Annotated in this window: 23 protein-coding genes, 1 pseudogene and 1 riboswitch; of the genes and pseudogenes, 9 read left to right on the top strand and 15 right to left on the bottom strand. The window is 38.7% G+C overall.

Annotated features, from left to right (window positions below; translation table 11 throughout):
* Positions 1–178: 178 nt before the first annotated feature.
* Positions 179–772 carry a hypothetical protein gene (locus tag ESP02_RS04495; protein WP_228262959.1) on the bottom strand — a complete coding sequence of 198 codons (594 nt, stop codon included), beginning with the start codon at positions 770–772 and terminating at the stop codon, positions 179–181.
* Positions 773–1,402: 630 nt separating this feature from the next.
* Here ESP02_RS04495 and ESP02_RS04485 point away from each other — a divergent pair.
* Together ESP02_RS04485 and ESP02_RS04480 are read left to right on the top strand one after the other, a co-directional pair.
* On the top strand, positions 1,403–3,118 hold the full coding sequence (locus ESP02_RS04485; protein WP_002373920.1) for an ABC transporter ATP-binding protein: 1,716 nt from the start codon (positions 1,403–1,405) through the stop codon (positions 3,116–3,118).
* Positions 3,119–3,120: 2 nt separating this feature from the next.
* Entirely contained in the window at positions 3,121–4,884 is a 1,764-nt protein-coding gene (locus tag ESP02_RS04480; protein ID WP_002373922.1) for an ABC transporter ATP-binding protein, read from the top strand.
* 39 nt (positions 4,885–4,923) lie between these two features.
* Here the strand turns inward: ESP02_RS04480 and ESP02_RS04475 are convergent, their stop codons facing one another.
* On the bottom strand, positions 4,924–5,460 hold the full coding sequence (locus ESP02_RS04475; RefSeq protein WP_002289509.1) for a folate family ECF transporter S component: 537 nt from the start codon (positions 5,458–5,460) through the stop codon (positions 4,924–4,926).
* 37 nt (positions 5,461–5,497) lie between these two features.
* Positions 5,498–5,596: riboswitch (THF riboswitch) on the bottom strand.
* Between the two features lie 186 nt (positions 5,597–5,782).
* Positions 5,783–6,205: a methylglyoxal synthase gene (gene mgsA / locus ESP02_RS04470; protein WP_002291069.1), complete on the bottom strand. Its 423-nt coding sequence runs from the start codon at positions 6,203–6,205 to the stop codon at positions 5,783–5,785.
* Positions 6,206–6,413: 208 nt separating this feature from the next.
* Between mgsA and ESP02_RS04465 the strand changes: the two genes are divergently transcribed.
* A complete protein-coding gene (locus ESP02_RS04465; protein ID WP_002291070.1) occupies positions 6,414–7,523 on the top strand; it encodes an ABC transporter ATP-binding protein in 1,110 nt (369 codons plus the stop codon).
* Between the two features lie 118 nt (positions 7,524–7,641).
* Here ESP02_RS04465 and ESP02_RS04460 read toward each other — a convergent pair whose 3' ends face one another.
* The 5 genes from ESP02_RS04460 to ESP02_RS04435 form a co-directional block, all read right to left on the bottom strand.
* Complete coding sequence (locus ESP02_RS04460) at positions 7,642–8,271, bottom strand: hypothetical protein (protein ID WP_002291071.1); 630 nt, start codon at positions 8,269–8,271, stop codon at positions 7,642–7,644.
* Positions 8,272–8,584: 313 nt separating this feature from the next.
* Positions 8,585–9,469, bottom strand: coding sequence for a 16S rRNA (adenine(1518)-N(6)/adenine(1519)-N(6))-dimethyltransferase RsmA (rsmA, locus tag ESP02_RS04450; RefSeq protein WP_002373930.1), 885 nt, complete (start codon positions 9,467–9,469; stop codon positions 8,585–8,587).
* Complete coding sequence (gene rnmV / locus ESP02_RS04445) at positions 9,462–10,031, bottom strand: ribonuclease M5 (protein ID WP_002315760.1); 570 nt, start codon at positions 10,029–10,031, stop codon at positions 9,462–9,464. Before rnmV ends, rsmA begins: the two co-directional genes overlap by 8 nt.
* Complete coding sequence (locus tag ESP02_RS04440; protein WP_002373932.1) at positions 10,024–10,800, bottom strand: TatD family hydrolase; 777 nt, start codon at positions 10,798–10,800, stop codon at positions 10,024–10,026. Before ESP02_RS04440 ends, rnmV begins: the two co-directional genes overlap by 8 nt.
* Positions 10,801–10,954: 154 nt before the next feature.
* Positions 10,955–12,277 (bottom strand): APC family permease, encoded by a 1,323-nt coding sequence (locus ESP02_RS04435; RefSeq protein ID WP_010732978.1) that lies wholly within the window; start codon positions 12,275–12,277, stop codon positions 10,955–10,957.
* Positions 12,278–12,451: 174 nt separating this feature from the next.
* On the opposite strand from ESP02_RS04435, the gene ESP02_RS04430 reads away from it, so the two are divergent.
* Positions 12,452–13,039 (top strand): hypothetical protein, encoded by a 588-nt coding sequence (locus tag ESP02_RS04430; RefSeq protein WP_025478451.1) that lies wholly within the window; start codon positions 12,452–12,454, stop codon positions 13,037–13,039.
* Between the two features lie 149 nt (positions 13,040–13,188).
* Positions 13,189–13,461, top strand: a complete 273-nt coding sequence (locus ESP02_RS04425) for a hypothetical protein (RefSeq protein ID WP_025478452.1) — start codon at positions 13,189–13,191, stop codon at positions 13,459–13,461.
* A 55-nt stretch (positions 13,462–13,516) separates the two neighbouring features.
* On the opposite strand, the gene metG is transcribed toward ESP02_RS04425, so the two are convergent.
* Positions 13,517–15,526 (bottom strand): methionine--tRNA ligase, encoded by a 2,010-nt coding sequence (metG, locus tag ESP02_RS04420; RefSeq protein WP_002293583.1) that lies wholly within the window; start codon positions 15,524–15,526, stop codon positions 13,517–13,519.
* Positions 15,527–15,794: 268 nt separating this feature from the next.
* Here metG and ESP02_RS04415 point away from each other — a divergent pair, with 268 nt between their 5' ends.
* Complete coding sequence (locus ESP02_RS04415) at positions 15,795–16,073, top strand: hypothetical protein (protein WP_002293582.1); 279 nt, start codon at positions 15,795–15,797, stop codon at positions 16,071–16,073.
* 97 nt (positions 16,074–16,170) lie between these two features.
* Positions 16,171–16,992 (top strand): NUDIX hydrolase, encoded by an 822-nt coding sequence (locus tag ESP02_RS04410; RefSeq protein WP_002293580.1) that lies wholly within the window; start codon positions 16,171–16,173, stop codon positions 16,990–16,992.
* A 282-nt stretch (positions 16,993–17,274) separates the two neighbouring features.
* Here ESP02_RS04410 and ESP02_RS04405 read toward each other — a convergent pair whose 3' ends face one another.
* The 5 genes from ESP02_RS04405 to opp3b are packed head-to-tail and all read right to left on the bottom strand — an operon-like array spanning position 17,275 to position 22,306.
* Positions 17,275–18,285, bottom strand: a complete 1,011-nt coding sequence (locus ESP02_RS04405; protein WP_002373941.1) for an RNA-guided endonuclease TnpB family protein — start codon at positions 18,283–18,285, stop codon at positions 17,275–17,277.
* A gap of 11 nt (positions 18,286–18,296) precedes the next feature.
* Positions 18,297–19,250, bottom strand: coding sequence for an ABC transporter ATP-binding protein (locus ESP02_RS04400; protein WP_038399071.1), 954 nt, complete (start codon positions 19,248–19,250; stop codon positions 18,297–18,299).
* On the bottom strand, positions 19,240–20,310 hold the full coding sequence (locus tag ESP02_RS04395) for an ABC transporter ATP-binding protein (RefSeq protein ID WP_002315752.1): 1,071 nt from the start codon (positions 20,308–20,310) through the stop codon (positions 19,240–19,242). The genes ESP02_RS04400 and ESP02_RS04395 overlap by 11 nt, the downstream gene beginning before the upstream one ends.
* Positions 20,311–20,320: 10 nt before the next feature.
* Entirely contained in the window at positions 20,321–21,364 is a 1,044-nt protein-coding gene (locus tag ESP02_RS04390) for an ABC transporter permease (protein ID WP_002293574.1), read from the bottom strand.
* Positions 21,365–22,306 carry an oligopeptide ABC transporter permease gene (opp3b, locus tag ESP02_RS04385; RefSeq protein WP_002325415.1) on the bottom strand — a complete coding sequence of 314 codons (942 nt, stop codon included), beginning with the start codon at positions 22,304–22,306 and terminating at the stop codon, positions 21,365–21,367.
* An 83-nt stretch (positions 22,307–22,389) separates the two neighbouring features.
* Here opp3b and ESP02_RS04380 point away from each other — a divergent pair, with 83 nt between their 5' ends.
* A complete protein-coding gene (locus ESP02_RS04380; RefSeq protein WP_002293992.1) occupies positions 22,390–22,737 on the top strand; it encodes a DUF3899 domain-containing protein in 348 nt (115 codons plus the stop codon).
* A gap of 69 nt (positions 22,738–22,806) precedes the next feature.
* Here the strand turns inward: ESP02_RS04380 and ESP02_RS04375 are convergent, their stop codons facing one another.
* Entirely contained in the window at positions 22,807–24,468 is a 1,662-nt protein-coding gene (locus tag ESP02_RS04375) for a peptide ABC transporter substrate-binding protein (RefSeq protein ID WP_002289796.1), read from the bottom strand.
* Positions 24,469–24,662: 194 nt separating this feature from the next.
* On the opposite strand from ESP02_RS04375, the pseudogene ESP02_RS13585 reads away from it, so the two are divergent.
* A pseudogene (locus ESP02_RS13585) lies at positions 24,663–24,767 on the top strand (ribonuclease P); the annotation flags it as partial.
* Positions 24,768–24,781 lie beyond the last annotated feature (14 nt).

Below are 24,781 nucleotides of genomic sequence, written 5' to 3'. Positions count from 1 at the left end.
TATTGGCGTAACGAGGAAAAACGAGTTATGATGCTTTCAGAGAGTAAAGAGGTACTGTTGTCACCATCCTTTTTATTGATTACGTACACCACTCTTAGTTTTTTCCCATTGATTAAGAAAACAAGGTAGAAACATCACTGTTCCTGCCTTGTTTTCTTTTTCGTGTGCTGTTTTGATATCAAAATCGCAAATGGCTTTCTACATAGCAATATTGATAATGAGAGGTTGTATTCGTTACACCAAACTTAATAGAAGCGTTTCTTCCTACTCCGATATTCACCCCTGCATTCCAAGTTGTCGAACCATTATTGAAGAAGTCGCCATTTACAATGTAAAAAATACGGTTAGCATCTTCTAAATGAACATAAACAGTTCCTCCAAATTGTTTCGACAAACCATTATATCCACGGATCATTTCAACTCGTACGATTCTTTTGATAGCCCTAAAATTTCCACTTTCACTGGTCTCGCAATAAAAGCGCATCGTGGGTCTATAACTAACATTATCTGTCAAAGATTGCGATAATGCTCTGTATGTTGCCCTTGCTGTACGTGCTTGTCTTGCACTTTTAGCCGTGAATCCAAGCTCTTGTTGTGCTTGGATAATAGAGATGCCGTTTTCTTTTGCTACTTCTCGTACCATTTCATCAAAAGTGAGTACGGGACTTATGTTTATCTCTTTATTTTTATTTAATATGTCGATAACTGACGTATCACCATCTACAGTAAACACATGCTGTCCGATATTATTTATCCCCCCTAAAGTTGCCATACATAATAAACCAATCAACAATTTTTTTATTTTCATAGTCCTTCCTTCAACATTAATTAGGTTTCCCTCAAACAATTTGTGACAATAACTTTATAGCATGAGAAGAAAACGATTTCAACAACTTTATAAAAAGAAGAATAAACTATAAAAAACAAACTTTTTATTAGATTTAATAACATCGTTACTTTTAATTTTTTCGCTCAAAAATAACAATAGTTTTCATGAAAAATGAAGCTTCGCCCTCTCCATTTTATGAGATTCTATTCATTACTAAGATCATTTGCTTTATACTCGCTGTTTTTTACTTAAATCATGGAATCACTACTTTTTTATTTTCAAAAAATAAATAGCGCTCCATTGTTGATTCTGTACCTGATCCACCTTTTACACATGATTCATTTATAAGAAATCGGACAAAATAGACGTTTGGAGGACTGAAGAGACCGGGATGATTTTCCCGTTCTCTTTCTTTTTTTCTAAAAAATACTCTATTCAATCTCTAAAATCTCTTCATAATAAAACTTTCATTTATGAAAAGGCTTGTTCTCTTTTCATTCTAAATTTCCTAAGCTACAATGTGGTAGTGCTTGTTTTTTCAACTGTAGACAAATAAATAATAGGAGGAATCATATGATTCAGTTATTACGTTATGCAAAAGATTATCGTAAGCAAATCATTTTGGGTCCGTTCTTCAAGTTTCTTGAGGCTGTCTTCGAACTTGTCCTACCTTTAATGATGGCTTCCTTGATCGATAATGGACTAAAAATGAATGACCGAGGAAAAATCATTGAAATGGGCTTATGGATGGTCGCTATGTCTGTGATTGGTCTGATTTGTGCCATCATTTGTCAATACTACGCTTCAGTAGCTTCACAAGGATTTGGTACAGAGTTACGAAATCAGCTGATCAAAAAAATCAATACTTTCTCTCACAACGAGTTGAATCATTTTGGAACAGATACCTTGATCACTCGAATGACAAACGACATCAATCAGCTTCAACTAGCTTTAGCAATGGTCATTCGTTTATTGATTAGAGCACCATTTTTAAGCATTGGTTCAGTAGTCATGGCTTTTGTGATCGACTGGGAAGTAGGTCTGTTTTTCTTAGCATTATTACCTATTTTCTCCATCATTTTATTTTTTATCATCAGAAAAACTGTTCCTCTCTATCAAAAAGTGCAAGAAAAACTAGATCAGCTCAATGAACACGTCAGCCAGAATCTTAGCGGCGTTCGTGTCATACGTGCATTTGCACAGACAAAAAAAGAAACAGAAAAGTTTGATAAAAGCACAAATGATCTAGCGAACAATTATTTACGTGTTTCCAATATCTCTGCCCTTTTATCACCTGCTACGACCTTGATCATGAATGTCGGAATCATCTGTTTGCTAACAGTCGGCGGGATCAAAGTAAACATTGGCAGTTTGGAACAAGGACAAGTTCTTGCTTTGATCAATTATATGAATCAAATGCTTTTGGCACTGATCGTTGTTTCAAACCTCGTCGTGATCTTCACACGTGCCGAAGCTTCAGGTAATCGAGTAAAAGAGGTTCTAGACACAGAGAATTCGATTCTTGAAGCCGAGGTCAGTACTACTCCCGATTTTTCTTCTGAAGCGATACTCGTTTTTGATCATGTTGACTTTCGTTATACTCCTGATTCTGGGCTTTCTCTTCAAGGGATTACATTTCAGCTGAAGCGAAATACGGTTCTTGGAATCATTGGTCCAACGGGAAGCGGGAAAACGACTTTGACTCAATTGATTCCGCGCTTCTATGATGTCAGTTCCGGTACAGTCATAATGGATGGAATGGACGTTCGTTCTTGGCAGCTGGATCATCTTCGTCAGCAAATCGCCCTTGTTCCCCAAACTTCCGTGTTGTTTACTGGGACTATTCGTGAAAACCTTCAATGGGGTAAGCAAGATGCCACAGAAGATGAGTGTTGGGAAGCCCTGAAAATCGCTCAGGCAGAAGAATTTGTACGTCAGCTTCCAAATGGTTTAGATACAAAAGTCATGGAAAACGGAAAAAATTTCTCCGGCGGTCAAAAACAGCGACTGACGATTGCCAGAGCTTTGATCGCCAAGCCAGAATTACTGATTTTAGATGACTCTTTGAGTGCGTTGGATTATCAGACTGATTTGGATTTGCGTAAGGCGCTGCAGACTTATCTTGGCAGTACAGTGATCATTATCTCCCAACGTGTCCGCTCCATTCAAGAAGCACACCATATCTTAGTGATGGATCAAGGAAAGATTGCTGCTCAAGGTACACATGAAGAATTACTTGCTCAATCAGCGGAATATCAGGAAATCGTCGCATCACAGGAGGAAGAATAGTTATGAAAGTAAAAAAATTATCCTTGCAGACACTCCGTCGCTTCATCCCTTATCTTACTGCTTATGCAAAAGACATTTGGCTAGCTGTACTACTAGGGATCATCAACGGGATCGCAACAGTTGTGATGACGTTACAAATTGGCCAAAGTATCGATCAAATGATCGGAGAAGGACAAGTTCGCTTCAATCGACTATTCCATTTACTGATTCTGTTCGGTGGGATCGTTTTGATCAACGTAGTCAGTCAATGGCTCATCCAAGTATTAAGCAATCGGTTAGCTTACTTGTCCGTTGCAACATTAAGAAAAGATGCTTTTGCCCATTTAAATCGATTGCCACTTCGTTATTATGATCAAAATTCTCATGGAAATATCGTCAGTCGATTTACAAATGATATGGACAACATTTCTATTGCGATTTCTGCAGCCTTCAATCAATTGTTTTCCGGAGTTGCGATCATCCTTCTTTCGTTTATTTTTATGATGCGTCTAAGTCCGCTTCTGACACTGGTCGTTCTTTGTTCCACACCGATTATTTTCCTTGTGAGTTGGATCGTTGCTCGTGCTTCACAAACAAATTTCGATAGACAGCAAAGAATCATTGGGGAGATCTCGGGCTTTGTGACCGAACGAATCGGTAATCAGAAAATCGTGAAAGCTTTTCAGCAAGAAGAAGCTAGTCAACAGCAATTTGAACTGCTAAATGCTGATTTATATCAAAAAGGACAACGGGCACAATTTTCTTCTTCCTTGACAAACCCGTCTTCTCGTTTTGTAGATCACCTTGCTTATTTATCGATTGGTTTAGTTGGCGGCCTATTGGCATTGAAGAGTGGTTCGTCAATCACTGTTGGTGTGATTTCCAGCTTTACGATCTACTCAAGTCAGTTTTCTAAACCATTTATCGAACTTTCGGGAATCACGACACAACTGCAAACCGCTTTTTCTGGTCTAGAACGAGCATTTGATTTGATCGATCAACCAGAAGAAACGCCTGATTTGCCAGATTCTTATGCCTTGGAACCCAAAAATATCATAGGAAAAGTCTCTTTTGATCATGTTTCTTTTTCTTATGACCCCAAACAGCGCTTGATCGAAGATTTCAATTTTACTGCTTATCCAGGTCAAACCATTGCTATAGTAGGAAAAACAGGGGCCGGAAAATCCACACTTGTTAATTTGCTGATGCGTTTTTATGACACAACAAAAGGAACGATTACAATCGATGACCATGACATCCGCTCTATTCAACGTGATACATTACGTAAAAGTTTTGGAATGGTGTTACAAGATACTTGGCTATTTGACAGTACATTGCGAGAAAATCTCCGTTTTGGGAATCCGGAAGCAAATGACACAGAAATCAATGATGCCCTAAAAGCCTCTTATATGTATGAATTTGTAGAACGTTTGCCGGATAAATTAGATACTAAGATTGGCGGTCAAGGGTTAAAGATATCCGATGGACAACGCCAACTGTTGACGATTGCTCGAACGATGATCAGTAATCCGCCTATGTTGATCTTAGATGAAGCTACCAGCTCAGTTGATACATTGACAGAGAAAAAAATCCAACAAGCTTTCTTAGCAATGATGGAAGGAAAAACCAGTTTTGTTATTGCCCATCGCCTGTCCACAATCAAAAATGCGGACCAGATATTAGTGATGGATCAGGGAGCCATTGTCGAAATGGGCACCCATGATGAGTTGCTTCAAAAAGATGGTTATTACCGACAGCTTTATCAAGCACAATTCACAGCACAATAAAAACAAGCAGTCTTCTGGGATGGGAAGACTGCTTGTTTTTTATTTAGCGTGGATCGCTAAACTTCTTAAAATTTTTTTGTAAGGAATACTACGTCCTACGTAATAAATGGCAATTGATTGAATCGGTAACCATATCACTGTTTTTAGCAGGCGGGGCGCCCAAACGACCCAGCTGAACAATGGCACATGGTACATCAACGCAAGCCATAATGGTGTCAAAAATAAGTTTATGATCAGCGTGACACTAAGCGTAGCCAAAATGGCATTTTTCCAAGTGATTTCTTTTCGATAGAAAAAGAATCCGTAGATTGCTCCTTCAATAAATGCATTCAATGTAAATCCAATAAAAAATGCAGATTTCGAGAAGAGAGCCATTCCTACTAAATCAGCTAAAACTGCGCCTATCCCTGACCAAAAAGGACCAAAAAGAATGCCCATGATCACTTGTGGAATAAATGTGACACTGATTTTAATAAATGGGGTCTCGATTGCTACCAGACGGGACAACGTGACCATCAATGCAATCAGTAAGCCCATAATAGCAATCATACGTGCGTCTAACCGGTGTTTCTTCATTTTTAGCATCTCCTTTAAGAGCTGCTACATCGTATCATGCAGCGAATGCGAAAATAAAACCGCGAACATTACGTCCTTCGTCCAAGAGGCAACATCCCATCCTCTTAGCACTTAACGCTTTATTTTCTACTCTGTATTATTTTTGGGATCTTTTCCCACAGAAACTATAGCATATTTTCACATTTACTGCAAACACGAAAAACTAATATTATTGTTTATATTATCCAATACGTTCGTATTATATCGCATATTCTCAGTTCGTTTAGCTTTTATAGCTTCATATAGGCGAACATTAAACGTTATTTTTCCATACACTTGTCCATCAAAATGAAAGTGGACGTTTGTCTATTTCATGGACGATTCTTCGAAAATCTAGGAAGCCGGCTTCCAGCCCTCTTAGCAGCACCTCAGCTGTTCCGATATTTGTAGCCAACGGAATCTCATAAACATCAGATAAACGGATAAGTGCTGTTACATCTGGTTCATGCGGCTGTGCAGCCAGCGGGTCTCGAAGAAAAATCACCAAATCTAACTGGTCCTCCGAGATCATTGCTCCAATTTGCTGATCTCCGCCTAACGGTCCGGATTTAAACCGATGAATGGGCAAGCCGGTTGCTTCCGTGATCCGTTGTCCAGTCGTCCCGGTAGCAAAAAGTTCATGTTTTTCCAATATTGTTTTATACGCTGTTGCTAATTTCACCATCATAGGTTTTTTTCGGTCATGAGCGATCAAAGCGATTTTCATAAAAGACACTCCTTTTGATATGGTTAACATACTTATTTACTTCAGTGTATCAGTTTTTATTTCTTATGGATATTTATTGAAGCTTAAAACTAGCACATTGACAAAAAAAAGAAAAAATTCTTGTTCAACATGACATTGAACTTAGTTAACGCTTTCATTTATACTTTAATCAGTTAATAAAACTAAAAAAGAAAGTGTGGAACGTATTATGGTAGAAATGGCTCTGAAAAACGTATATAAAAAATATGACAATGCAGAAAATTATTCTGTAACTGATTTTAATCTATCAATCAAAGACCGTGAATTCATCGTTTTTGTTGGTCCTTCCGGTTGTGGAAAGTCAACTACTTTGCGAATGATCGCGGGACTGGAAGATATCTCTGAAGGAGAACTAAATATTGGCGGAAAAGTCATGAATGACGTGGCACCTAAAGACCGTGATATTGCCATGGTTTTCCAAAACTATGCATTGTATCCTCACATGACTGTTTATGATAATATGGCTTTTGGTTTGAAATTACGTAAATATGATAAAGCAGACATTAAAAAGCGTGTGGACAATGCAGCAGAGATCCTCGGACTGACAGAATACTTGAAACGAAAACCAGCTGCTTTATCTGGTGGACAACGACAACGTGTAGCATTAGGACGCGCAATCGTTCGGGATGCCAAAGTCTTCTTGATGGATGAACCATTGTCAAACTTAGATGCTAAATTACGTGTAGCCATGCGTGCTGAGATTGCCAAACTTCACCAACGTCTTGAAACAACGACGATCTATGTTACTCATGATCAGACAGAAGCGATGACTATGGCTGACCGAATCGTTATCATGAAAGACGGATTTATCCAGCAAATCGGTACACCGAAAGAAGTTTATGATACACCAGTCAATATGTTCGTTGCCGGCTTTATTGGATCTCCTGCCATGAACTTCTTTAATGTGACATTGAAAAACGGTGTCATCACAGATGGACATGGGCTTAAGCTTCGTATTCCTGAAGGGAAAAACAAAGTATTAGTCGAAAAAGGTTATGAAGGAAAAGAAGTCATCTTCGGCATTCGTCCAGAAGACATCCACAGTGAACAAGTAGCCCTTGAAGCTTCACCTGAAGCCGTAGTGAAATCAGAAGTTGTCGTTTCCGAATTACTTGGTGCTGAAACGATGCTTTACACAAAAACTGGTTCTACTGAGTTTATCTCAAAAGTAGATGCAAGAGATTTCCATAAACCAGGTGAAATGGTTGACCTTGCTTTCAACATCAATAAAGGGCACTTCTTTGATAAAGAAACCGAACAAGTCATCAAACTTCCCTAATCTGCCCCCTTTAGAGCTACGCCAGAAAATAGTGGTGTAGTTCTTTTTAGGACAAAAAACTCTCATCTTAGCGGATTTATTATCCGTTAGTAGATGAGAGTTTTTCTTTGATAGATCATTAGTATGTCGTTTTCTTCGCGTACCCTTGAATCGATTCTTTCCGATTTCCTTTTTTTGCTGCCGTAAATACCGGGATATCAAAATATTTGCTGAGTGTTCCTGCTATAAAATAAGCAATATTATAATCAACCAAACTGTGGATGAGTCCACCAATTCCCATCAAGATGAACACTGTATAAAAATACCCTTGAGAGTAATACGTGTCAGGCATATTACCGATGAAGTAAAAGATGCTGACTACTAGCATTTCTACTAAAGAATGAATCACACCTATCACAAAATTGAACCCTTGGAAACGCCAATTAGTAAAAGTAAACTGTCCATTCTTTAAAACGATACTCGGATGCTTCTGCAAGTACCATGCCCCAATCAATGCAAATACAAGATGTGACAATGCGCGCAATGCAATGATAACTGGCGTTGTCAAAAAGAAACCAAATGTCGTACCTAGTGCAACAGCCACTGCAACTCCTGGTGTAAAAAACATCGCAATAAATAATGGCACATGAGACGCTAATGTAAAAGAAGCAGGTGGGATCATGATTTTAGGCATAACCATTGGGATAATGACCCCCATCCCAATCAATAAAGCAGAAATCGTTAGTTTTCGAACTGAATTTTTTCTCATTTTTTCTCTCTCCTAATATGTCTTGACACATAAATGTCGACTTAGTATAACTCACTTATCAATAACTGTCAAGACACATATTCTTTTCTAAATCCATACAAAATGAGTGTGAGTATCAAGTATAAGAATTTTTTGATCAAGAGACAAAAATAGGAGATGTGACAAAATTTGTGTCACATCTCCTTGTTCATAATGGGAATCAAAAGCTTGCATCTGCGGCGATAAGACCAACCAAATCAAAAATAGGAGAAGCAATTTTCGTAAATTTCTTCTTATTTCTTGAAGCTGATCACTTCTGTCACAACCTCTGTTTTTACTGCTTATTTTCTGACATCGCATTGCTTAATGCGGCAAATTCTTGTAATGACAACGTCTCTCCACGACGTTTTGGATCGATTCCAGCCGTTTCCAAGCTTTTTGCTAACCATGCTTTTGACTGATCATCTTTGCCATACGAATGCTGCAAATTATTCCAAAGCGTTTTTCTTCTTTGCTGAAATGCAGCTTTTGTCAATCGGAAAAATGCTTTTTCGTCCGTCACTTCTACTGCCGGTGTATCTCTTCTTGTCAGTTTCAAAATCGCTGAATCTACATTTGGCTGAGGGACAAATACTGTTTTTGGTACGATGAAGGCTAAACTGGCTTCCATATAATATTGAACAGCAATCGATAATGAACCGTATGCTTTCGTTCCTGGTTCAGCAGAGATTCGATCAGCTACTTCTTTTTGCATCATGACGACTAATTCATCTACGACCAAATCCGATTCAAGAAAATGCATCATGATGGGCGTCGTAATATAATAAGGTAAATTTGCTACGACTTTTAACGGAAGCTCTTCATGAAATGTTTCTCTTACGGCTGTTGATAAATCCGTCTTCAGAATATCTTGATGTATGATGGTCACATTGTCATAGGGTTGCATCGTATCAGCCAATACAGGGATCAAACGATCATCAATCTCAAATGCTACGACTTGCTTTGCATGCATCGCTAATTGTTCTGTCAATGCGCCGATTCCTGGCCCAACTTCGATCACGTTCGTTCGTTCATCTATTTGCGCAGTTTCTACGATTTTTCTTAAAATATTTGGTTCAGTGAGAAAATTTTGTCCTAAACTTTTTTTAAATGAAAAACCATGTTTCAATAAAATCTCTTTTGTTCTAGAGGGTGTCGCGATTTCACGATATTCACTCATGTTGTTCCTCCACTATTTTCATTGCTTGTGCGAGCTCTTTCGGCGTAATACGAAACATCTTCAAACGTTTTTCCAATTGTTTGCCGTTCGTATAACCGATACGCAACTCATCACCTAGTTTTTCTCGTTTTTCTTTTGCTTGTGCTCCAGCTATTAAACCATAGTCTAAAAGGTCTTGTCTAGTGATTTCAGAAACAGCCGTTTGGGAAATGTCTGGCGTCACAACTTTTTTCAATGCTTCTAAAATAGCAGCATCACTTGCATGCTCAACACCAAGACTTCCCTTTTTCTTTGGTTTAGCTTGTGTGCGCGGCAAAAAAGCATGCTTTGCCTGAGGAACAGCTTCCATAATGATTTTCCTTATTTTTTCTCCTGAAAAATCAGGGTCGGTAAAAACGATCACCCCTCGTGTCTCTTGGGCATGTTCAATTTGCATCAGGATATCTTCATTGATAGCAGAACCGATCGTTTCTATCGTATCTGCATCAACTACTTCCCTTAGCCTTCTTGTATCGTCTTTTCCTTCAACGACTATAATCTCTTGGATCCTCATCTTATCCATGTTCGCTTAGACCAAATAATCGGTGCGCATTTGTCCATGTTTGGGCAGCCACTTCTTCTATTGGCAGATTCCGAAGTTCAGCAATCTTTTCTACTGTATAACGAGTATAGCCTGGTTCATTTCGCTTTCCTCTAAAAGGAACTGGTGCCAAATAAGGGGCATCTGTTTCCACAAGTAATCGTTCGATTGGTACATTTGTTGCAGCCTCTTGGACGTCTAATGCTTTTTTGAAAGTGACGACACCGCTAAATGAAATATGCATCCCTAAGTCAAGAAATCGTTTTGCCCATTCATAATCACCGCTGAAACTATGCATGATTCCACCAATATCTCGAACATCTTCTTCTTTTAGGATTTGATACGTGTCTTCAAGTGCTTCTCTAGTATGAATACTGATTGGAAGGTTCATTTCTTTTGCGATAGCAATCTGTCTGCGAAATACTTTATCTTGGACTTCTTTCGGGTCTTCCATCCAATGATAATCCAAGCCAATTTCCCCTAATGCTACAACCTTTGGCAAAGTCAATTGTTCTTGTAATTTAGTTTCGATTTCTTTCGTATAACTGCCAGCCTCTGTCGGATGCCAGCCGAGAATACTGTATATATTTGGATAGTCATGGCTTAATTGCAAAGACTTTTCAATCGTTGGCGTATCGAAGCCCACGACCGCCATTTTCGTTACCCCCATTTCTTGTGCTCGCTGAATCGTTTCTGGAATATCTTCATTGAACTGTTCCGCATTTAAATGGGTATGAGAATCAAATATCATGTTTATCTCTCCTTTTCATTCTTACTTTAGCACATTAGCACTGCTTGCAGAAGTAGCAAAAATCAAAATAGAAGAACTTGTTTTGTTGAAATAGAAAAAGCACGAAGATCCAGAGGACTTAGTTCGTACTTTTTCTGTCTGTTGTTGAAATATTTTACTCTTCTGAGCGTTTTTTCTTTTTTTGATAATAGACTGGGATACCAATTAAGGTAACACCTATACCGATCAATGCTAATTTCGTTTGCGTCATCATCGTCATACCTAAAATGAAAATAGCACCGAGAATCGCAATAATCGGAACGATTGGATAAAGTGGTACTTTATATGGGCGTGGCAATTCCGGCGCTTTTTTTCTTAAAATAAAGACACCGATAAAAATCAGTAAACTGAATAGCCACATCACAAAAATCAACATGTCGGTTAAAAAGTCGAAAGAACCAAGGCTCATCATAACACAAGCTACTGCTAACTGGAAAATCGCAGGAACATAAGGTACCGTAAATTTCTTTGAAAGCTTTGTCAGCTGTTTGCTGAAAGGTAGCTCGTCTTCCAAAGCCATCGCATAAGGCACACGAATCCCAGTTAAGGTATACCCATTCAATGCCCCGTATACCGAAATCAAAATCCCAATAGTGACCAGTTTTCCGCCGATTTCTCCAAAAATAACGTCTGATGCTTCAGAAGCTGCGTTCAAATTACCGGCAAGATGATCAATCGGCAGAGTTTTCAAAAAAACAAAATTGATCAATAAATAAACGACAGTTACAAAACTCAGCCCAAGTATAATCGCTTTAGGCAAATCTTTTTCCGGACGTTTCATTTCACCAGCCATTGCGCCGACGCCTAACCAGCCGTCATAAGCAAACAATGTTGCTAGCAACGCACTGCTCAAGCCTTCGACAAAAGTAACATCTTTTCCAGCTTCGATTGGAAATAGCTGGACAGTTCCTTGTCCTGGTGTCAATAATCCCCATACGACAATCACGGCAATTGGTATCAATTTAACAATCAGCGTCACTGATTGTACAGACGCACCGACTTTTGTTCCTAATAAATTCAATCCTGTCACAGAAACAGCGGTAATCACTGCAATCAACAAAAGGTAGTCGGTAGATAATTGTAATAAGTTCGTCAATTGTGTCGCAAAGATAATCGATAATGCAGCAATATTAGCAGGGAAATAAATCAAGCTTTGCGCCCATCCTAATAAAAAGCTGGGTAGCTTTCCATAAGCTGCTTCAATATATTTGACAGCTCCACCAGTTTCTGGGATCGCTGTAGCTAATTCAGCCACTGTCAATCCAGCACAGATCGTTAAGAAACCACCCAAAAGCCAAGCTAGTAATGTCAAACTTGTAGACTGCGTGCTTGCAGTAACAGCAGCGGTTTTAAAGAAGACCCCTGCGCCAATCACGGTTCCCATAACGGTAGCTAATGCGCCAAACAGATTGATTTCTCGTTTTAGTTTGCCTTTCATTCCCATCCTCTTTCTTCTTTGAAATTTGGTATAATTTTCAGTATAACTGAGAATATTTTAATTTACCATTCTTTTTTCTCCACTTCCAATGAAAAACTCCCTCTTAAGACGGATGTATTTCCTCTTTATTTTGCGTATACTAAACCTACCTTTTCCACGAAGGAGGAACAGTTTATGGATTTTAAGCGTTCTTATCCGAAATTAGCAGATTATTTATCCAACCGAATCGATTTTTCTTGTAAAGAACAGCAGCAGTCCCGTTGGCATTGGTTCACGTTGATTTTATTTGGATTATTGACCATTGCGACGTTATCACAAAAATTGATATTGCTGACTGTGTTCATCGCAATCGTTGCATTGATCAAAGGTCCCGTGATGATTTTGTGGGGGATGTTGTATTCCTTTCTAGTGGGGCTATTCCCACCTATCGGTATTTTGCTTTCAGCGATTTTCTTTTTATTGAACATTGGAACATTTACAAAGAACTGGCGGATGACCTTAGTAGGGATCTATTTTTATTTTTATCCCTTCGGAGTGATGGCACTTCGTGAAGTCATGCATTGGAATAATCATTGGTTTTCAGCTGGTGCCTTGCTTTTAGGATTGATCTTGCTTCATGTGATGTTGACGAAACTGTATCAGCGTTATGGTATTGGAAGAACGATTTTCTGGTACGTCTTTTCGATTCCATTTGCACTGCTTACTGCTCTCTTACCAAGCCGTTTGAAGACAAAAATAAAAGGTTACCATAAAATCAAATAATAGGATTTTTACAAAATAAAGAAAACAATCATCGAGGTCAAAATCGATGATTGTTTTCTTTATTTTAAATACTATTAGTAGATGTAAACAAATTATTGCTTTCAAAATCCTTGGATGTAAGAGACAATAAAATAAAAATGAGTACCCAGATGAATCAATTAAAAACCGCCCGTCCACTTATCATTATGTTGCTTTTTTCTGTCTTTACGATTCCTATCAGCCTTTTTCTTAATCGGCAGACAGATGAAAGGATCACAAATATTTTATTCAACTATTCGCAGCCACTTTTTCTTTTGTTTTTAGGAAGCTGCAGATTCCATCGGTGGGTAAAGCTCGTCCTTCTTTTTCTAGGATACATTTTATATGGTTATATGTGTCTTTATTATATGATTGGCTTCCATAATCACCATTGGGGCAATTGACAGGAATCAAAAAAACCTCGCAAGCAGCATTGTCTTGCGAGGTTTTCTTATGATTTTATGCGATCTCTGATCCATTTGGCATGGATTTTGGTGCTTCAATCACTTGTAAAGAGCCATCTGGTGCTTCTGCGGAAAGGATCATTCCTTGACTGATTTGTCCACGCATCTTTCGTGGTTTCAGATTTGCTACAATAACGACTTTTTTCCCGATCAATTCGCTTGGATCAGGATAGAATTCAGCGATTCCTGACAAAATTTGACGATCTTGGCTGTCTCCAGCATCTAGTCGGAATTGCAACAACTTATCTGCCCCTTCTACTTTTTGGCAGTTGATGACTTCTGCTACTTTTAGTTCAACTTTTTCAAATACATCAAATTTGATTTGTTTTTCTTTCGTTGAAACAAGTTCTGTTTCTTCTGGATCCCATTTGACTGTATCTTCGTTTGTTTGAGTACCTTCAGACATTTTTTCTTGGATAAAAGCAACTTCTTCTTCCATATCTAAACGTGGGAAGATTGGTGTACCTTTTGCAACTACTTTTGTTCCTGAAGGGAATTCGCCAAAGTGCAATCCTTCAAGATTCATCGTTTCAGGGTCCAATCCTAGTTGATTGAAGATCTTCTCTGGCGTTTCTGTCATGATTGGTTGAAGTAAAATCGCGGCGATACGCAAGGATTCAGCTAAATGGATCATGACACTATTCAATTCAGCTTTCTTTTCTTCGTCTTTTGCTAATACCCATGGTTCTGTTTCGTCAATGTATTTGTTTGCACGAGAAATCAGCACCCAGATTTCAGCTAACGCTGTATTGAATTCCATTTTTTCCATTGCATCATGGTAACGTCCGACAACGTTAGCAGCCGTCGTAGACAGTTCACTGTCAAATGGAGTGACAAGTGAGGCATAATCAGGAACGAGACCATCACAATATTTGTTGATCATAGCGATCGTACGATTCAATAAGTTCCCTAGATCATTTGCCAGATCATAATTGACACGAGAAACAAAATCTTCTGGCGTAAAGACGCCATCTGACCCAAATGGCACAGCACGAAGCAAATAATAACGGAGTGCATCTAAACCATAACGTTCCACAAGCATTTCAGGATAAACGACATTTCCTTTTGATTTAGACATTTTTCCATCTTTCATCAATAACCAGCCATGACCAAATACTTTTTTAGGTAGAGGCAAATCAAGAGCCATCAACATGATTGGCCAATAGATCGTATGGAAGCGAACGATTTCTTTACCGACCATCTGAACATCTGCAGGCCAGTATTTTTCGAATAGACTTTCATCCTCGGACCCGTAGCCTAGTGCAGTGATGTAATTGGACAATGCATCGATCCATACATACACCACATGTTTCGGATCACTCTTGACTGGCACCCCCCAAGTAAAGGTTGTTCGTGAAACTGCAAGATCTTCTAATCCTGGTTTGATAAAGTTGTTGATCATTTCATTTTTACGAGATTCTGGTTGGATGAATTCGGGATGTTCTTCATAGTATTCCAACAGACGATCTGCGTATTTGCTCATGCGGAAGAAGTAAGATTCTTCTTTTACCAATTCTACTTCATGTCCGCTTGGCGCTTTACCGCCGATCACATTACCTTCATCATCTTTGTACACTTCTGCAAGTTGTGTTTCTGTAAAGAATTCTTCGTCAGAAACAGAGTACCAGCCTTCATATTCACCTAAGTAAATGTCTCCCTGTTCTAATAAACGATCAAATATTTTTTGAACAGCTGCTTTATGGTAATCATCTGTCGTACGAATGAATTTGTCATAACTGATATCAAGCGTTTTCCATAATTTTTTGACATCAGCCGCCATTTTATCTACGTATTCTTGCGGTTTTACACCTAATTCTTCTGCTTTTGTTTCGATTTTTTGACCATGTTCATCCACTCCAGTGAGATAAAACACATCAAAGCCCATCAACCGTTTATAACGAGCAATTGCGTCACATGCAATCGTAGTATATGAGTTGCCGATATGAAGTTTGCCGCTTGGATAATAGATTGGCGTAGTGATATAAAAAGTTTCCTTTTCTGCCACGGGGCTCTTCCTCCTTTATCGCATGATGCGAATTCGTTTCCTTGCTAGTATACCATAAAAAAAGCATGCTGTTAGCTTTTTTTCAAAATGAAAAAGTCTGGATAAACGACTTGTTCTCTATGATGAATCCCTCCTTCAAAAGGAAGGACAGAGGGAAGAAATGCTATTTTTCATCTTGTTTCATGTTTAGTCGGAAACGGCTTTTTATTTCTTTCCTGACTCGTGGTATAATAAAGACTATCTATTTTAGTAAGGGACTGGAACGATCATGCAGAAGAAACATCTTTTTTTTACACTTAGTATTGCTTTTCTTTCATTAGCACATTTGATATTCAGCTATTTTTATATTCGTATGTATGGTTATTTTAACCTTCATGGGCATTTGAACAGTTTCATGACAGTCGCATGGCTTTTACGTTTTGTCATTGACGCATATATCGTTATTTGCGGCTTCTTTGCCGTTCGTGAAGAGCGGTATAAAGTATTGCCGTTTTATCTGCTTTTCTTTTTATTCAATCTAGTACTTCCATTTATTTTTCATATTTAAGGGAGAACCAAGGATTTTTCAAGTAAATCCTTGGTTTTTTTTCAGAGTCTGCTACAATAAGGTAAAAAGTACTTTTAATGTCAACGGAGGTGGTCTGATGAACCGATTTGCTTCTAAAGAAGAAGAAAAATTATATTATGAACATGAAGCAAGTGAAGAAGATTTTCTTAACTGGTATCAAAAACAGGAACGTCCAGAATATGACAAGCCCTCTTTGACTGTCGATATCGTACTGATGTGCTATAACAAAGAAGAAGATCAGCTGAAAGTATTGCTGATCCAACGAAAAGGGCATCCTTATCGAAATTCATGGGCATTACCTGGTGGTTTTGTCCAAAAGGATGAGTCAACTGGAGAAAGTGTCTTAAGAGAAACAAAGGAAGAAACTGGTGTAGTTATCTCTAAAGAAAACATTGAACAACTGCATACATTCAGTACGCCTAATCGAGATCCGCGAGGCTGGGTCGTCACAGTCAGCTACTTAGCTTTCATTGGAGAAGAACCGCTGATCGCCGGAGATGATGCTAAGGAAGTACGCTGGTTCACATTGGAACGTCACGGCAACAAGATCAATTTATCGAGCGGAGAAGTGGCTATCTCACTTGACTTAGTCACTGGAGAGTCTTCTGGCAAAGATACTTTAGCTTTTGACCATAGTCAAATCATTTTGAAAGCATTCAACCGCGTAGTCAATAAAATGGAACACGAACCGCAAGTTTTGCAAGTTTTAGGTAAAGATTTCACGATTACAGAAGCCCGAAAAGTATTTGCAAAGTTCTTAGGGATCGATTATAAAACGATCGATCATTCCAATTTTAAGAAAGCTATGCTCCAATATTTCGACGAGATTGGCGAACGCCCTGTAGGAATCGGTCGCCCTTCAAAAATCTATCAGCTCAAGCCGGGACATCATGAGTAAGGATTGTGAAAAAAGGGCTCCGTTCTGAACACTCAAGAAAAACGGAAAGCCGCTCTTTGTGTTTTGCGTTTTTTGCTCCATACTTTGGCGTGTCAGTAAAATTCTTCGAATAAAAAAATAACAATAGCAGAAAAAACTCGTACGAATTTTTTCTGCTATTGTTTTATTGGTTTGTCATAATTAGTGAGCTTTTCTTCAAAAGAAAATTCCTAGAAACAAAAGTCAATCAGACTTTTTATTAACAAGGCGAACCCTAACGCTCCTGTCAGTTTCATTCATTTTTTATTCCTTGATAACCGAATGCCTGCCTAGTTGTTCTAACACTTGGCTCTTTCTTACAGAATTGCTTTCTTCTGCTCCGTCGGTATTGATAAAAAGAAATTTTTTATTATACCATTGGGACTTATAACGCAATTTTGTTATTAATTTATGCCAGTCATGAATAGAAAAATCAGCATGTGCTTCTTCTTTTGGAAAAGATTCTACAAATAAGTAGTCATATTGTTTGACCAATTTCCCAGATAATTGTTCAAGATAATCTTCTCGCTGGTTCTTTTGTTTCAGATAAAGATCCATTACTTTTCTCTTTTGTTTCTGATAATTGCTTGCCTGATCTAACCTGGTCTTTCTATGGTGAGCGGAGCGGACTTTTACGCTTAATTTCCGCTGTGCATGCTGAAGTTTTTCTTCTGTCTGGTCAAATTTTGGCAAAGTTACTTCTATGGGCTGCGATGTTTCGATCAATGTTTTTGGATGATAGGCAATCCCAATCCATTTAGCTGAAGATTCTTTTTTTATTGATGAAACATCACAAAGTAGTGCGACATAGAACTCTTCATTATATCGAGCAGAAATCGTAGCGGAACGAATCGTGCCTTCGACTGGACGGTGCTGGTTTATCTTGATCAGTTCTTTTTGTTTTGGTAATTTTAAGTGACCGTTTTTCAGATAGACCGTATGAGTTTGATTATTCGTCGTATAAGATTGCCACATACTTTTTTTCGTTTTAAGCTTTGGAAAGCTGGCACGTCCCTTGAAATAATTGCGAAAAGCTCGGTCCAAATTAAGTTGTGCATTTGCTAAAGCAAGACTGTCTACCTCTTTTAAGAATGGGTATTCTTTTTTTAACGTAGCAGGTGTGAGCGAAAAATCGGCCACTCCTGTTTGTTGCCAACTTTTCTGCCGTTCTTTCAGCAAATGGTTATAGGTAAATCGAACACAGCCAAAAGTACGGATCAATTGCTGTTTTTGTTCTTCTGTCGGATACATACGGAATTTAAAAGCTTTTAGCATCTATGTCCCTCCTAGTTAGCAACCAGAAGAGATTCCTTTTGTCGTTTTAATTTTTTTGCATAATATGGGACTTCCTGCTCAGTTGCATAGACAAAATGTTCTGGTGCGATTTCACGAAGATGACGTACTTGTCCGTCATCTGGTTCGGGTTGATATTTGATTCTTCTGCGCTTTCTCTCATGATCTGGATCTGGCAGAGGAATAGCAGATAACAAACTTTCTGTATAAGGATGGACACCGTGATTATAGATTTCATCACTTTTTCCCATTTCTAATAACAAACCGTTATGCATTACACCGATTCGGTCGCTGATATGTTTAACCATTGATAAATCATGCGCAATAAATAGATAGGTCAATTGATGTTCTCGTTGGAGATCTTGCAATAAATTGACAACTTGGGCTTGGATGGAAACATCTAATGCAGAAATCGGTTCATCGCAAATGATAAATCGCGGTTTTACTGCTAATGCTCGTGCAATACCAATACGCTGGCGCTGTCCTCCTGAAAATTCATGGGGATAACGAGTGCCATGGCTCGGATTCAATCCAACGGTTCTCAATAGATCATCGACTTTTTTGGCACGTTCCTCTGGTGACTTAGCTAACCCATTGACATCAATTCCTTCCGCAATGATATCTCTGACTTTCATCCGAGGATTCAACGAAGCGTATGGATCTTGAAAGATCATCTGAACATCATGTCGGAATTTCGTCAATCCTTTTTTGTCTTTGATCTTCGTTACATCTTGACCGTCGAATAATATCTCACCGTCAGTAGGTTCATTCAAACGAATGATCGTACGGCCAGTAGTGGATTTTCCGCTTCCAGATTCGCCTACTAAACCAAATGTTTCTCCTTCATAGATGTGAAAGCTGATGTCATTTACAGCATGTACTTCATTCTTTTTTCCTACATTGAAATACTGTTTCAGTCCTTTAACTTCAAGTAGTTTATTTGGCATCAGCAATTCCTCCTTGACCATAAGTATGTTTTTGTTTCTCTTTAAAAATAGCCCAGCGACGTTGGATTTCTTCTGGCGGTGTCACTTTAGGCGCTTGTGGAGCAAGTAGCCAAGTTGCTGCCTTGTGTGTTTTTGATAGTTCAAAAAATGGCGGTTCTTGTTCTGCATCGATTTTCATCGCGAATTCATTTCTTGGGTAGAATGCGTCTCCTTTTGGCGGGTTCAATAAATCCGGTGGAGAACCAGGAATGGCATACAATCGGTCGTTCGCACTGTCTAATGTCGGCATTGACCCAAGCAGTCCCCAAGTATAGGGATGTTGCGGGTTGTAGAAAATCTCTTCGGATGTTCCAACTTCAACGATTCTTCCCCCATACATAACAGCTACACGGTCAGCAACGTTCGCTACTACACCAAGGTCATGAGTGATAAAGATGATTGATGTATCGATTTTTGTCTGAATTTCTTTCAGCAGTTCCAAAATTTGTGCTTGGATAGTCACATCAAGTGCTGTTGTGGGTTCATCAGCAATCAGGATTTCCGGATAACATACCAGTGCGATCGCAATCACGATCCGTTGGCGTTGACCTCCTGAAAACTGATGGGGATAACTATTGATACGTTTCTCAGCTTCAGGTATACCAACTAATTTAAGCAGTTCTAATGCAGCTTTTTGTCCCTCTTTTTTCGAAACTTTATTATGCTTTCTAAGTGACTCAGCAACTTGTTTCCCAATAGGCATCGTCGGATCTAAAGAGGTCATTGGATCTTGGAAAATCATTGCTATTTCTTTTCCGCGGATTTTTTGCATCTCTCTTTCTGTCTTTTCAACGATGTCTTTACCTTTAAAGAGGATTTGCCCAGCATCTATATTGGCATTGCTCGACAGCAAACGCATGATGCTTCTGGTCGTCACTGATTTTCCGCTTCCAGATTCCCCAACGATCGCCAATGTTTCTCCTTTATTCAAATGAAAATTGACACCGCGAATCGCTCGTACCTTTCCAGCATACGTATCAAAAGAGATTTCTAAGTCTTTCACTTCTAAAATTTTCGTCATCGTCTCGTCCTCACTCTTTCATTTTAGGATCAAAGGCATCACGCAATCCATCAGCAAGTAAGTTAAAGCCAATCATGATAACCGATAAAGTTACTGCCGGAATCCATAATAGATAAGGCAGATACAGGAATGTCTTGTACCCTTCGCTCAACATCGTTCCTAATGAAGCTGACGGAGGCGTAAGACCTAAACCGATAAAACTTAAAAAGGCTTCAAAGAAAATAGCAGATGGGATACTAAACATCATTTGAATAATAATGACACTGGAGATATTCGGCAAAATATGTTTGAATGCAATTTTCATTCTTGATTCACCTAATGTCAATCCAGCTAGAACATATTCTTGATCTTTTAATTTCATTGTTTGTGCACGAACGATACGTGCCATTGGTATCCAGTTTGTGATGGCCATAGCAGCCACGATGGAAAAAATTCCTGGTTCAAAAACGACCAACATCAAAATCATGACAACGAGGTTTGGAATTCCTGACAAGATTTCCAAAAAACGTTGCATCGCATTATCGACACGTCCGCCTAACAAACCAGATATTAACCCGTAAGCTACACCAATCGTTACATCTAGTAATGCAGCAATAAATGCGATCAGCAACGAGATTCTCGTTCCCATAAATAAACGGCTTAATACATCACGGCCCAAACCGTCTGTTCCTAAAAAGAAACTTACGTTTGAAGGAACGTTTGCTTGAGCATATTTATCAACAAGTTCACCGCCAACCATTGCTTTTCCATTCAATCCATCGATATTGATTCCCGGAATACGAGGAGGCAAATTGATATAAGCCACGTTTTGGGCAGTTGGATCATGTGGAGAAACAAAGATCGTGACCACAGAGATCAAAATGATGACCAACAGTAAAAACATTGAAATAACGGCAGCTTTGTTTTTCTTTAAACGGCGCCATGAATCTTGGATAAAATTCAAAGAAGGTGCAGTAATCTGCTCACGTTCTTCTTCGGTATTTTTTTGTAATGGAAGAAACTCATCCGCAGGAATATCTGCGACTGTTTCATAACGCTTGGGTGTCATTTCCATTTATCCTCGGCTCCCTTCTGAAACACGAATTCTTGGATCAACTAGACCGTACAACAGATCAACGATCAAAATAACAAAAATCAACATAAATGAGTAAAGGATCGTTACAGCCATGATCGTAGGATAATCATTTGTTGTAATCGACTTAACGAATTGTTCACCGATACCAGGAATAGCAAAGATATTTTCTACCACCAGTGATCCGGTCATCAATGCGACAGCCAAGGGTCCTAATAAAGTCATCAATGGGATCAAACTATTTCGAAGACCATGTTTAAAGGCGATTTCCCAACGGCTCAACCCTTTTGCTTTTGCTAATTCCACGTAATCACTATGCAGTACTTCCACCATTTCCGTCCGAATAAATCGAGCAGAATCAGCAAGCGGCGACATGGCCAATGCAATTGTCGGCAAGATCGTGTACACAAAGCCATCCCATTTTGCGATTGGTAAAACTTGTAATTTGATTGCAAAGATATATTGTAGTAAAACAGCAAATACAAAGTTTGGAATGGAACGACCTAATATCGCTACAAGTGTAGAAGATGTATCTGCCCATGTATTTTGCTTCATGGCAGAAATCGTTCCTAAAATCGTTCCTAGGACTGTTCCAAAGATAATTGCCTGTAACCCTAATTGCAAGGATGGTCCGATTCTTCCAGCTAACAAATGTGCGACAGGCTGATTTTTAAATTGGAAGGAAATTCCAAAATCTCCTTGAATCAAATTAGAAAGATAAATCCCATATTGTACGATAACTGGTTTATCCAAACCGACTTGTTTATTTAGCATCTCGATTGTTTCAGGACTCAAACGTTCCTGATTCGTATATGGCGTGCCGGGCAGCAATTGCATCAAGAAGAAGGTGATTGTTGCAATTAACCAAAGCGTGATGATCATGAAAAAGACACGTTTTAATACATATTTGATATAACTATTCACTAATGTTTCCCCCTAGCTTTTGACTTCTGACAGATGTTTCGCTACATTATTAGATAATGAACCAAAAATAAAGGAGCAATCAAATGAAAAAAAAATCTATCCCCTACGCAGTAGCTTTTCTACTGATTCTGGTTATTTTAATAAAAAATCTCATCAACCATTCCTTTACACTCATTCAATTATCTAATGATCTATTCTTATGGTCATTGCCGTTTCTGATTATCGGCGGTTTTTTATGGGTCTTTTCTTCGGGTTTCTTCGATCATTTTCAGCGATCGGTCCATCTTGCACGAACAAGGAACCGAAAGAAAAAACCAGAATTTTCCTCGCTCTCGTCTGCCAGCTACGGTATGTACAGCTTTTGGCTGATCATTGCCGGAATACTAATTGCTCTTTCTGCTATTTTCATGCTTTTTTCTTTGTTAGGATAAGTGAATATGAGAACGAGGTTGCGACATTTGCCGCAGCCTCGTTTTTTCTCATGCTCACGGTATTAACGATTATTCTTCAACGTATGTCCATTTGTAATCCCACGAAGCGCCTGCAGCATGGTGAACGATACCTTTGATTTTTTCATTCACTAGGTGACCTTCTGCTTTTTGGTACACCGGAACGACACCCATATCATCAGAGATGATCTTGATTGCTTTTTGGAAATCATCCCAACGGGCTTGTTCATCGCCAGCATCTGTTGATGAAGCTGCTTTAACTGCTTCGTCATATTCTGCATTGCTCCAGCGACCACGGTTGTATGAATTACCTGTGACAAACAAATCAGTAAAGCTGCTTGGGTCTGCATAGTCAGCAGCCCATCCACCTAGTACTGCGTCAAAATCACCCGAAGTTGAGCGGTCAAGTCGTACAGAGAATGGAACAGGTGTTGGTTTGACTGTTACGCCATCCAAGTTTTCTTGGATTGAGTTTTGAACATATTCGATTACTTTTTTCGATGAATCATCATCAGAAGCCATCAAATCAAATTCTAAAGAATCAACGCCCAATTCTTTTTTCGCTTTTTCCCAATATTCTTTTGCTTTATCTTTGTCATAAGAAACTAATTTTCCAGCTTCTTTTGCAAAGTCTTCGTTCGTTGTTGGACTTTTTACCATATCTGATGGGATCAATCCTGTAGAGACAACTGATCCGTCACCTAGTACTTGTTTTACTAAAGCTTCACGATCGATAGAATAAGAAATAGCTTTTCTTAGGTTCACATTGTTGAATGGTGAATTCTTTTCACGTTGGTTGAATTCGATATAGCTTGTCCGTGCTTCTTTAACAGAAGTATAAGCTGGATCGTTTGCGTTTTGCTGTGCTAATTCACCAGACAAGATCACATCATCTGCTTGGCCATCTTTGAATAAGTTCAACGCAGTAGAAGATTCTTTTACTACACTGACTTTGATTTCAGAAAGTTTTACTGTGTCTTTGTCCCAGTAATGGTCATTTTTCTTATAAGTCCATTCTGTATCTGTTCCTGGTCCATCGAAATCTTCTAATGTGAATGGTCCATTATAAACAGCTTTATCACTTGCAGATGCATAGGCGTCCCCATTTTCTTCCACTACGGATTGTTTTTGTGGGAAAAATGATGGGAAAGCAAGCAGGTATTGGAAATATGGTGTTTGTTTCGTCAATTTGATTTCTAATTCATAGTCGCCAACTGCTTTGATCCCTAGTTCTGATTTATCTTTCTTTCCAGCTGTGATGTCTTCTGCGTTTTCAACTGGCGCATACAGGTAAGCATATTCAGAAGCTGTAGCTGGGTCTACTGTTCGTTGCCAGCCATAAACGTAATCCGCTGCTGTAACAGGATCACCGTTTGACCATTTTGCGTCTTCTCGTAATTTGATTTTGTAAGTTAATCCGTCTTCACTGACTTCTGCCAACTCGCTAGCTCCTGCCGGCTGTGGTTTGCTGTCTTCATCAAGACGGTAGATTCCTTCATAAACGTTATTCAATGCTGTAAAACTGATTGTATCTGTTGCAACTGATAAGTCAGCTGTAGGCATTTCTTGAGGCACGACTAAGTTAAATACGCCTCCTCCATCTGCTGAACCGCTTTTTGCTGAACTACTGCTTGTGGCTGAACTGCCGCCATAACATCCAGCAAGTACAAGGCCGCATACCGCAACCAAACCAAATGTAAATTTCTTTTTCATTTTACGTACCCCTTTATTTGAATTTTCAGAATAATTAATATTTTCTGAAGTTGTTTAAGAGTTTAATGAATAATTATTAAAAAATCAACACTTTTTTTTGTCTTTTTCATAAAATAATGATTTTTTCGTGAGGTTTCAAGGAATTTTTCAGAAAAAAATAGCTTTGTACAAGGTTTTCTATTGTCTTTCAGTAGCCATTAAATAATTTTTGTTATATTGTCTATTATTGCCATACAAAGATAAAAAAGAATAAACAAAAAGGAACTCTGACAAAAGTCTTGTCACAGTTCCTTATCTGAATAAACGGTGTTCT

It is taken from the genome of Enterococcus sp. NBRC 3427, from assembly GCF_007996925.1.
GTDB classification, from domain to species: Bacteria; Bacillota; Bacilli; order Lactobacillales; family Enterococcaceae; genus Enterococcus_B; species Enterococcus_B lactis.
Note: the sequence above shows the minus strand (reverse complement) of the source record. Positions and strands in the feature narration are given on the sequence as shown.

Excerpts from the sequence above, each read along its gene's own strand:
- ESP02_RS04460 (WP_002291071.1), bottom strand. The coding sequence starts at position 8,271 with ATGAGAAAAAATTCAGTTCGAAAACTAACGATTTCTGCTTTATTGATT.
- mgsA (WP_002291069.1), bottom strand. The coding sequence starts at position 6,205 with ATGAAAATCGCTTTGATCGCTCATGACCGAAAAAAACCTATGATGGTG.
- rnmV (WP_002315760.1), bottom strand. The coding sequence starts at position 10,031 with ATGGATAAGATGAGGATCCAAGAGATTATAGTCGTTGAAGGAAAAGAC.
- ESP02_RS04410 (WP_002293580.1), top strand. The coding sequence starts at position 16,171 with ATGAACCGATTTGCTTCTAAAGAAGAAGAAAAATTATATTATGAACAT.
- ESP02_RS04395 (WP_002315752.1), bottom strand. The coding sequence starts at position 20,310 with ATGACGAAAATTTTAGAAGTGAAAGACTTAGAAATCTCTTTTGATACG.
- ESP02_RS04440 (WP_002373932.1), bottom strand. The coding sequence starts at position 10,800 with ATGATATTTGATTCTCATACCCATTTAAATGCGGAACAGTTCAATGAA.
- rsmA (WP_002373930.1), bottom strand. The coding sequence starts at position 9,469 with ATGAGTGAATATCGTGAAATCGCGACACCCTCTAGAACAAAAGAGATT.
- ESP02_RS04380 (WP_002293992.1), top strand. The coding sequence starts at position 22,390 with ATGAAAAAAAAATCTATCCCCTACGCAGTAGCTTTTCTACTGATTCTG.
- ESP02_RS04400 (WP_038399071.1), bottom strand. The coding sequence starts at position 19,250 with ATGCCAAATAAACTACTTGAAGTTAAAGGACTGAAACAGTATTTCAAT.
- ESP02_RS04465 (WP_002291070.1), top strand. The coding sequence starts at position 6,414 with ATGGTAGAAATGGCTCTGAAAAACGTATATAAAAAATATGACAATGCA.
- ESP02_RS04495 (WP_228262959.1), bottom strand. The coding sequence starts at position 772 with ATGGCAACTTTAGGGGGGATAAATAATATCGGACAGCATGTGTTTACT.
- ESP02_RS04435 (WP_010732978.1), bottom strand. The coding sequence starts at position 12,277 with ATGAAAGGCAAACTAAAACGAGAAATCAATCTGTTTGGCGCATTAGCT.
- ESP02_RS04475 (WP_002289509.1), bottom strand. The coding sequence starts at position 5,460 with ATGAAGAAACACCGGTTAGACGCACGTATGATTGCTATTATGGGCTTA.
- ESP02_RS04485 (WP_002373920.1), top strand. The coding sequence starts at position 1,403 with ATGATTCAGTTATTACGTTATGCAAAAGATTATCGTAAGCAAATCATT.
- ESP02_RS04405 (WP_002373941.1), bottom strand. The coding sequence starts at position 18,285 with ATGCTAAAAGCTTTTAAATTCCGTATGTATCCGACAGAAGAACAAAAA.
- ESP02_RS04425 (WP_025478452.1), top strand. The coding sequence starts at position 13,189 with ATGAATCAATTAAAAACCGCCCGTCCACTTATCATTATGTTGCTTTTT.
- ESP02_RS04415 (WP_002293582.1), top strand. The coding sequence starts at position 15,795 with ATGCAGAAGAAACATCTTTTTTTTACACTTAGTATTGCTTTTCTTTCA.
- ESP02_RS04390 (WP_002293574.1), bottom strand. The coding sequence starts at position 21,364 with ATGGAAATGACACCCAAGCGTTATGAAACAGTCGCAGATATTCCTGCG.
- ESP02_RS04430 (WP_025478451.1), top strand. The coding sequence starts at position 12,452 with ATGGATTTTAAGCGTTCTTATCCGAAATTAGCAGATTATTTATCCAAC.
- ESP02_RS04375 (WP_002289796.1), bottom strand. The coding sequence starts at position 24,468 with ATGAAAAAGAAATTTACATTTGGTTTGGTTGCGGTATGCGGCCTTGTA.
- ESP02_RS04480 (WP_002373922.1), top strand. The coding sequence starts at position 3,121 with ATGAAAGTAAAAAAATTATCCTTGCAGACACTCCGTCGCTTCATCCCT.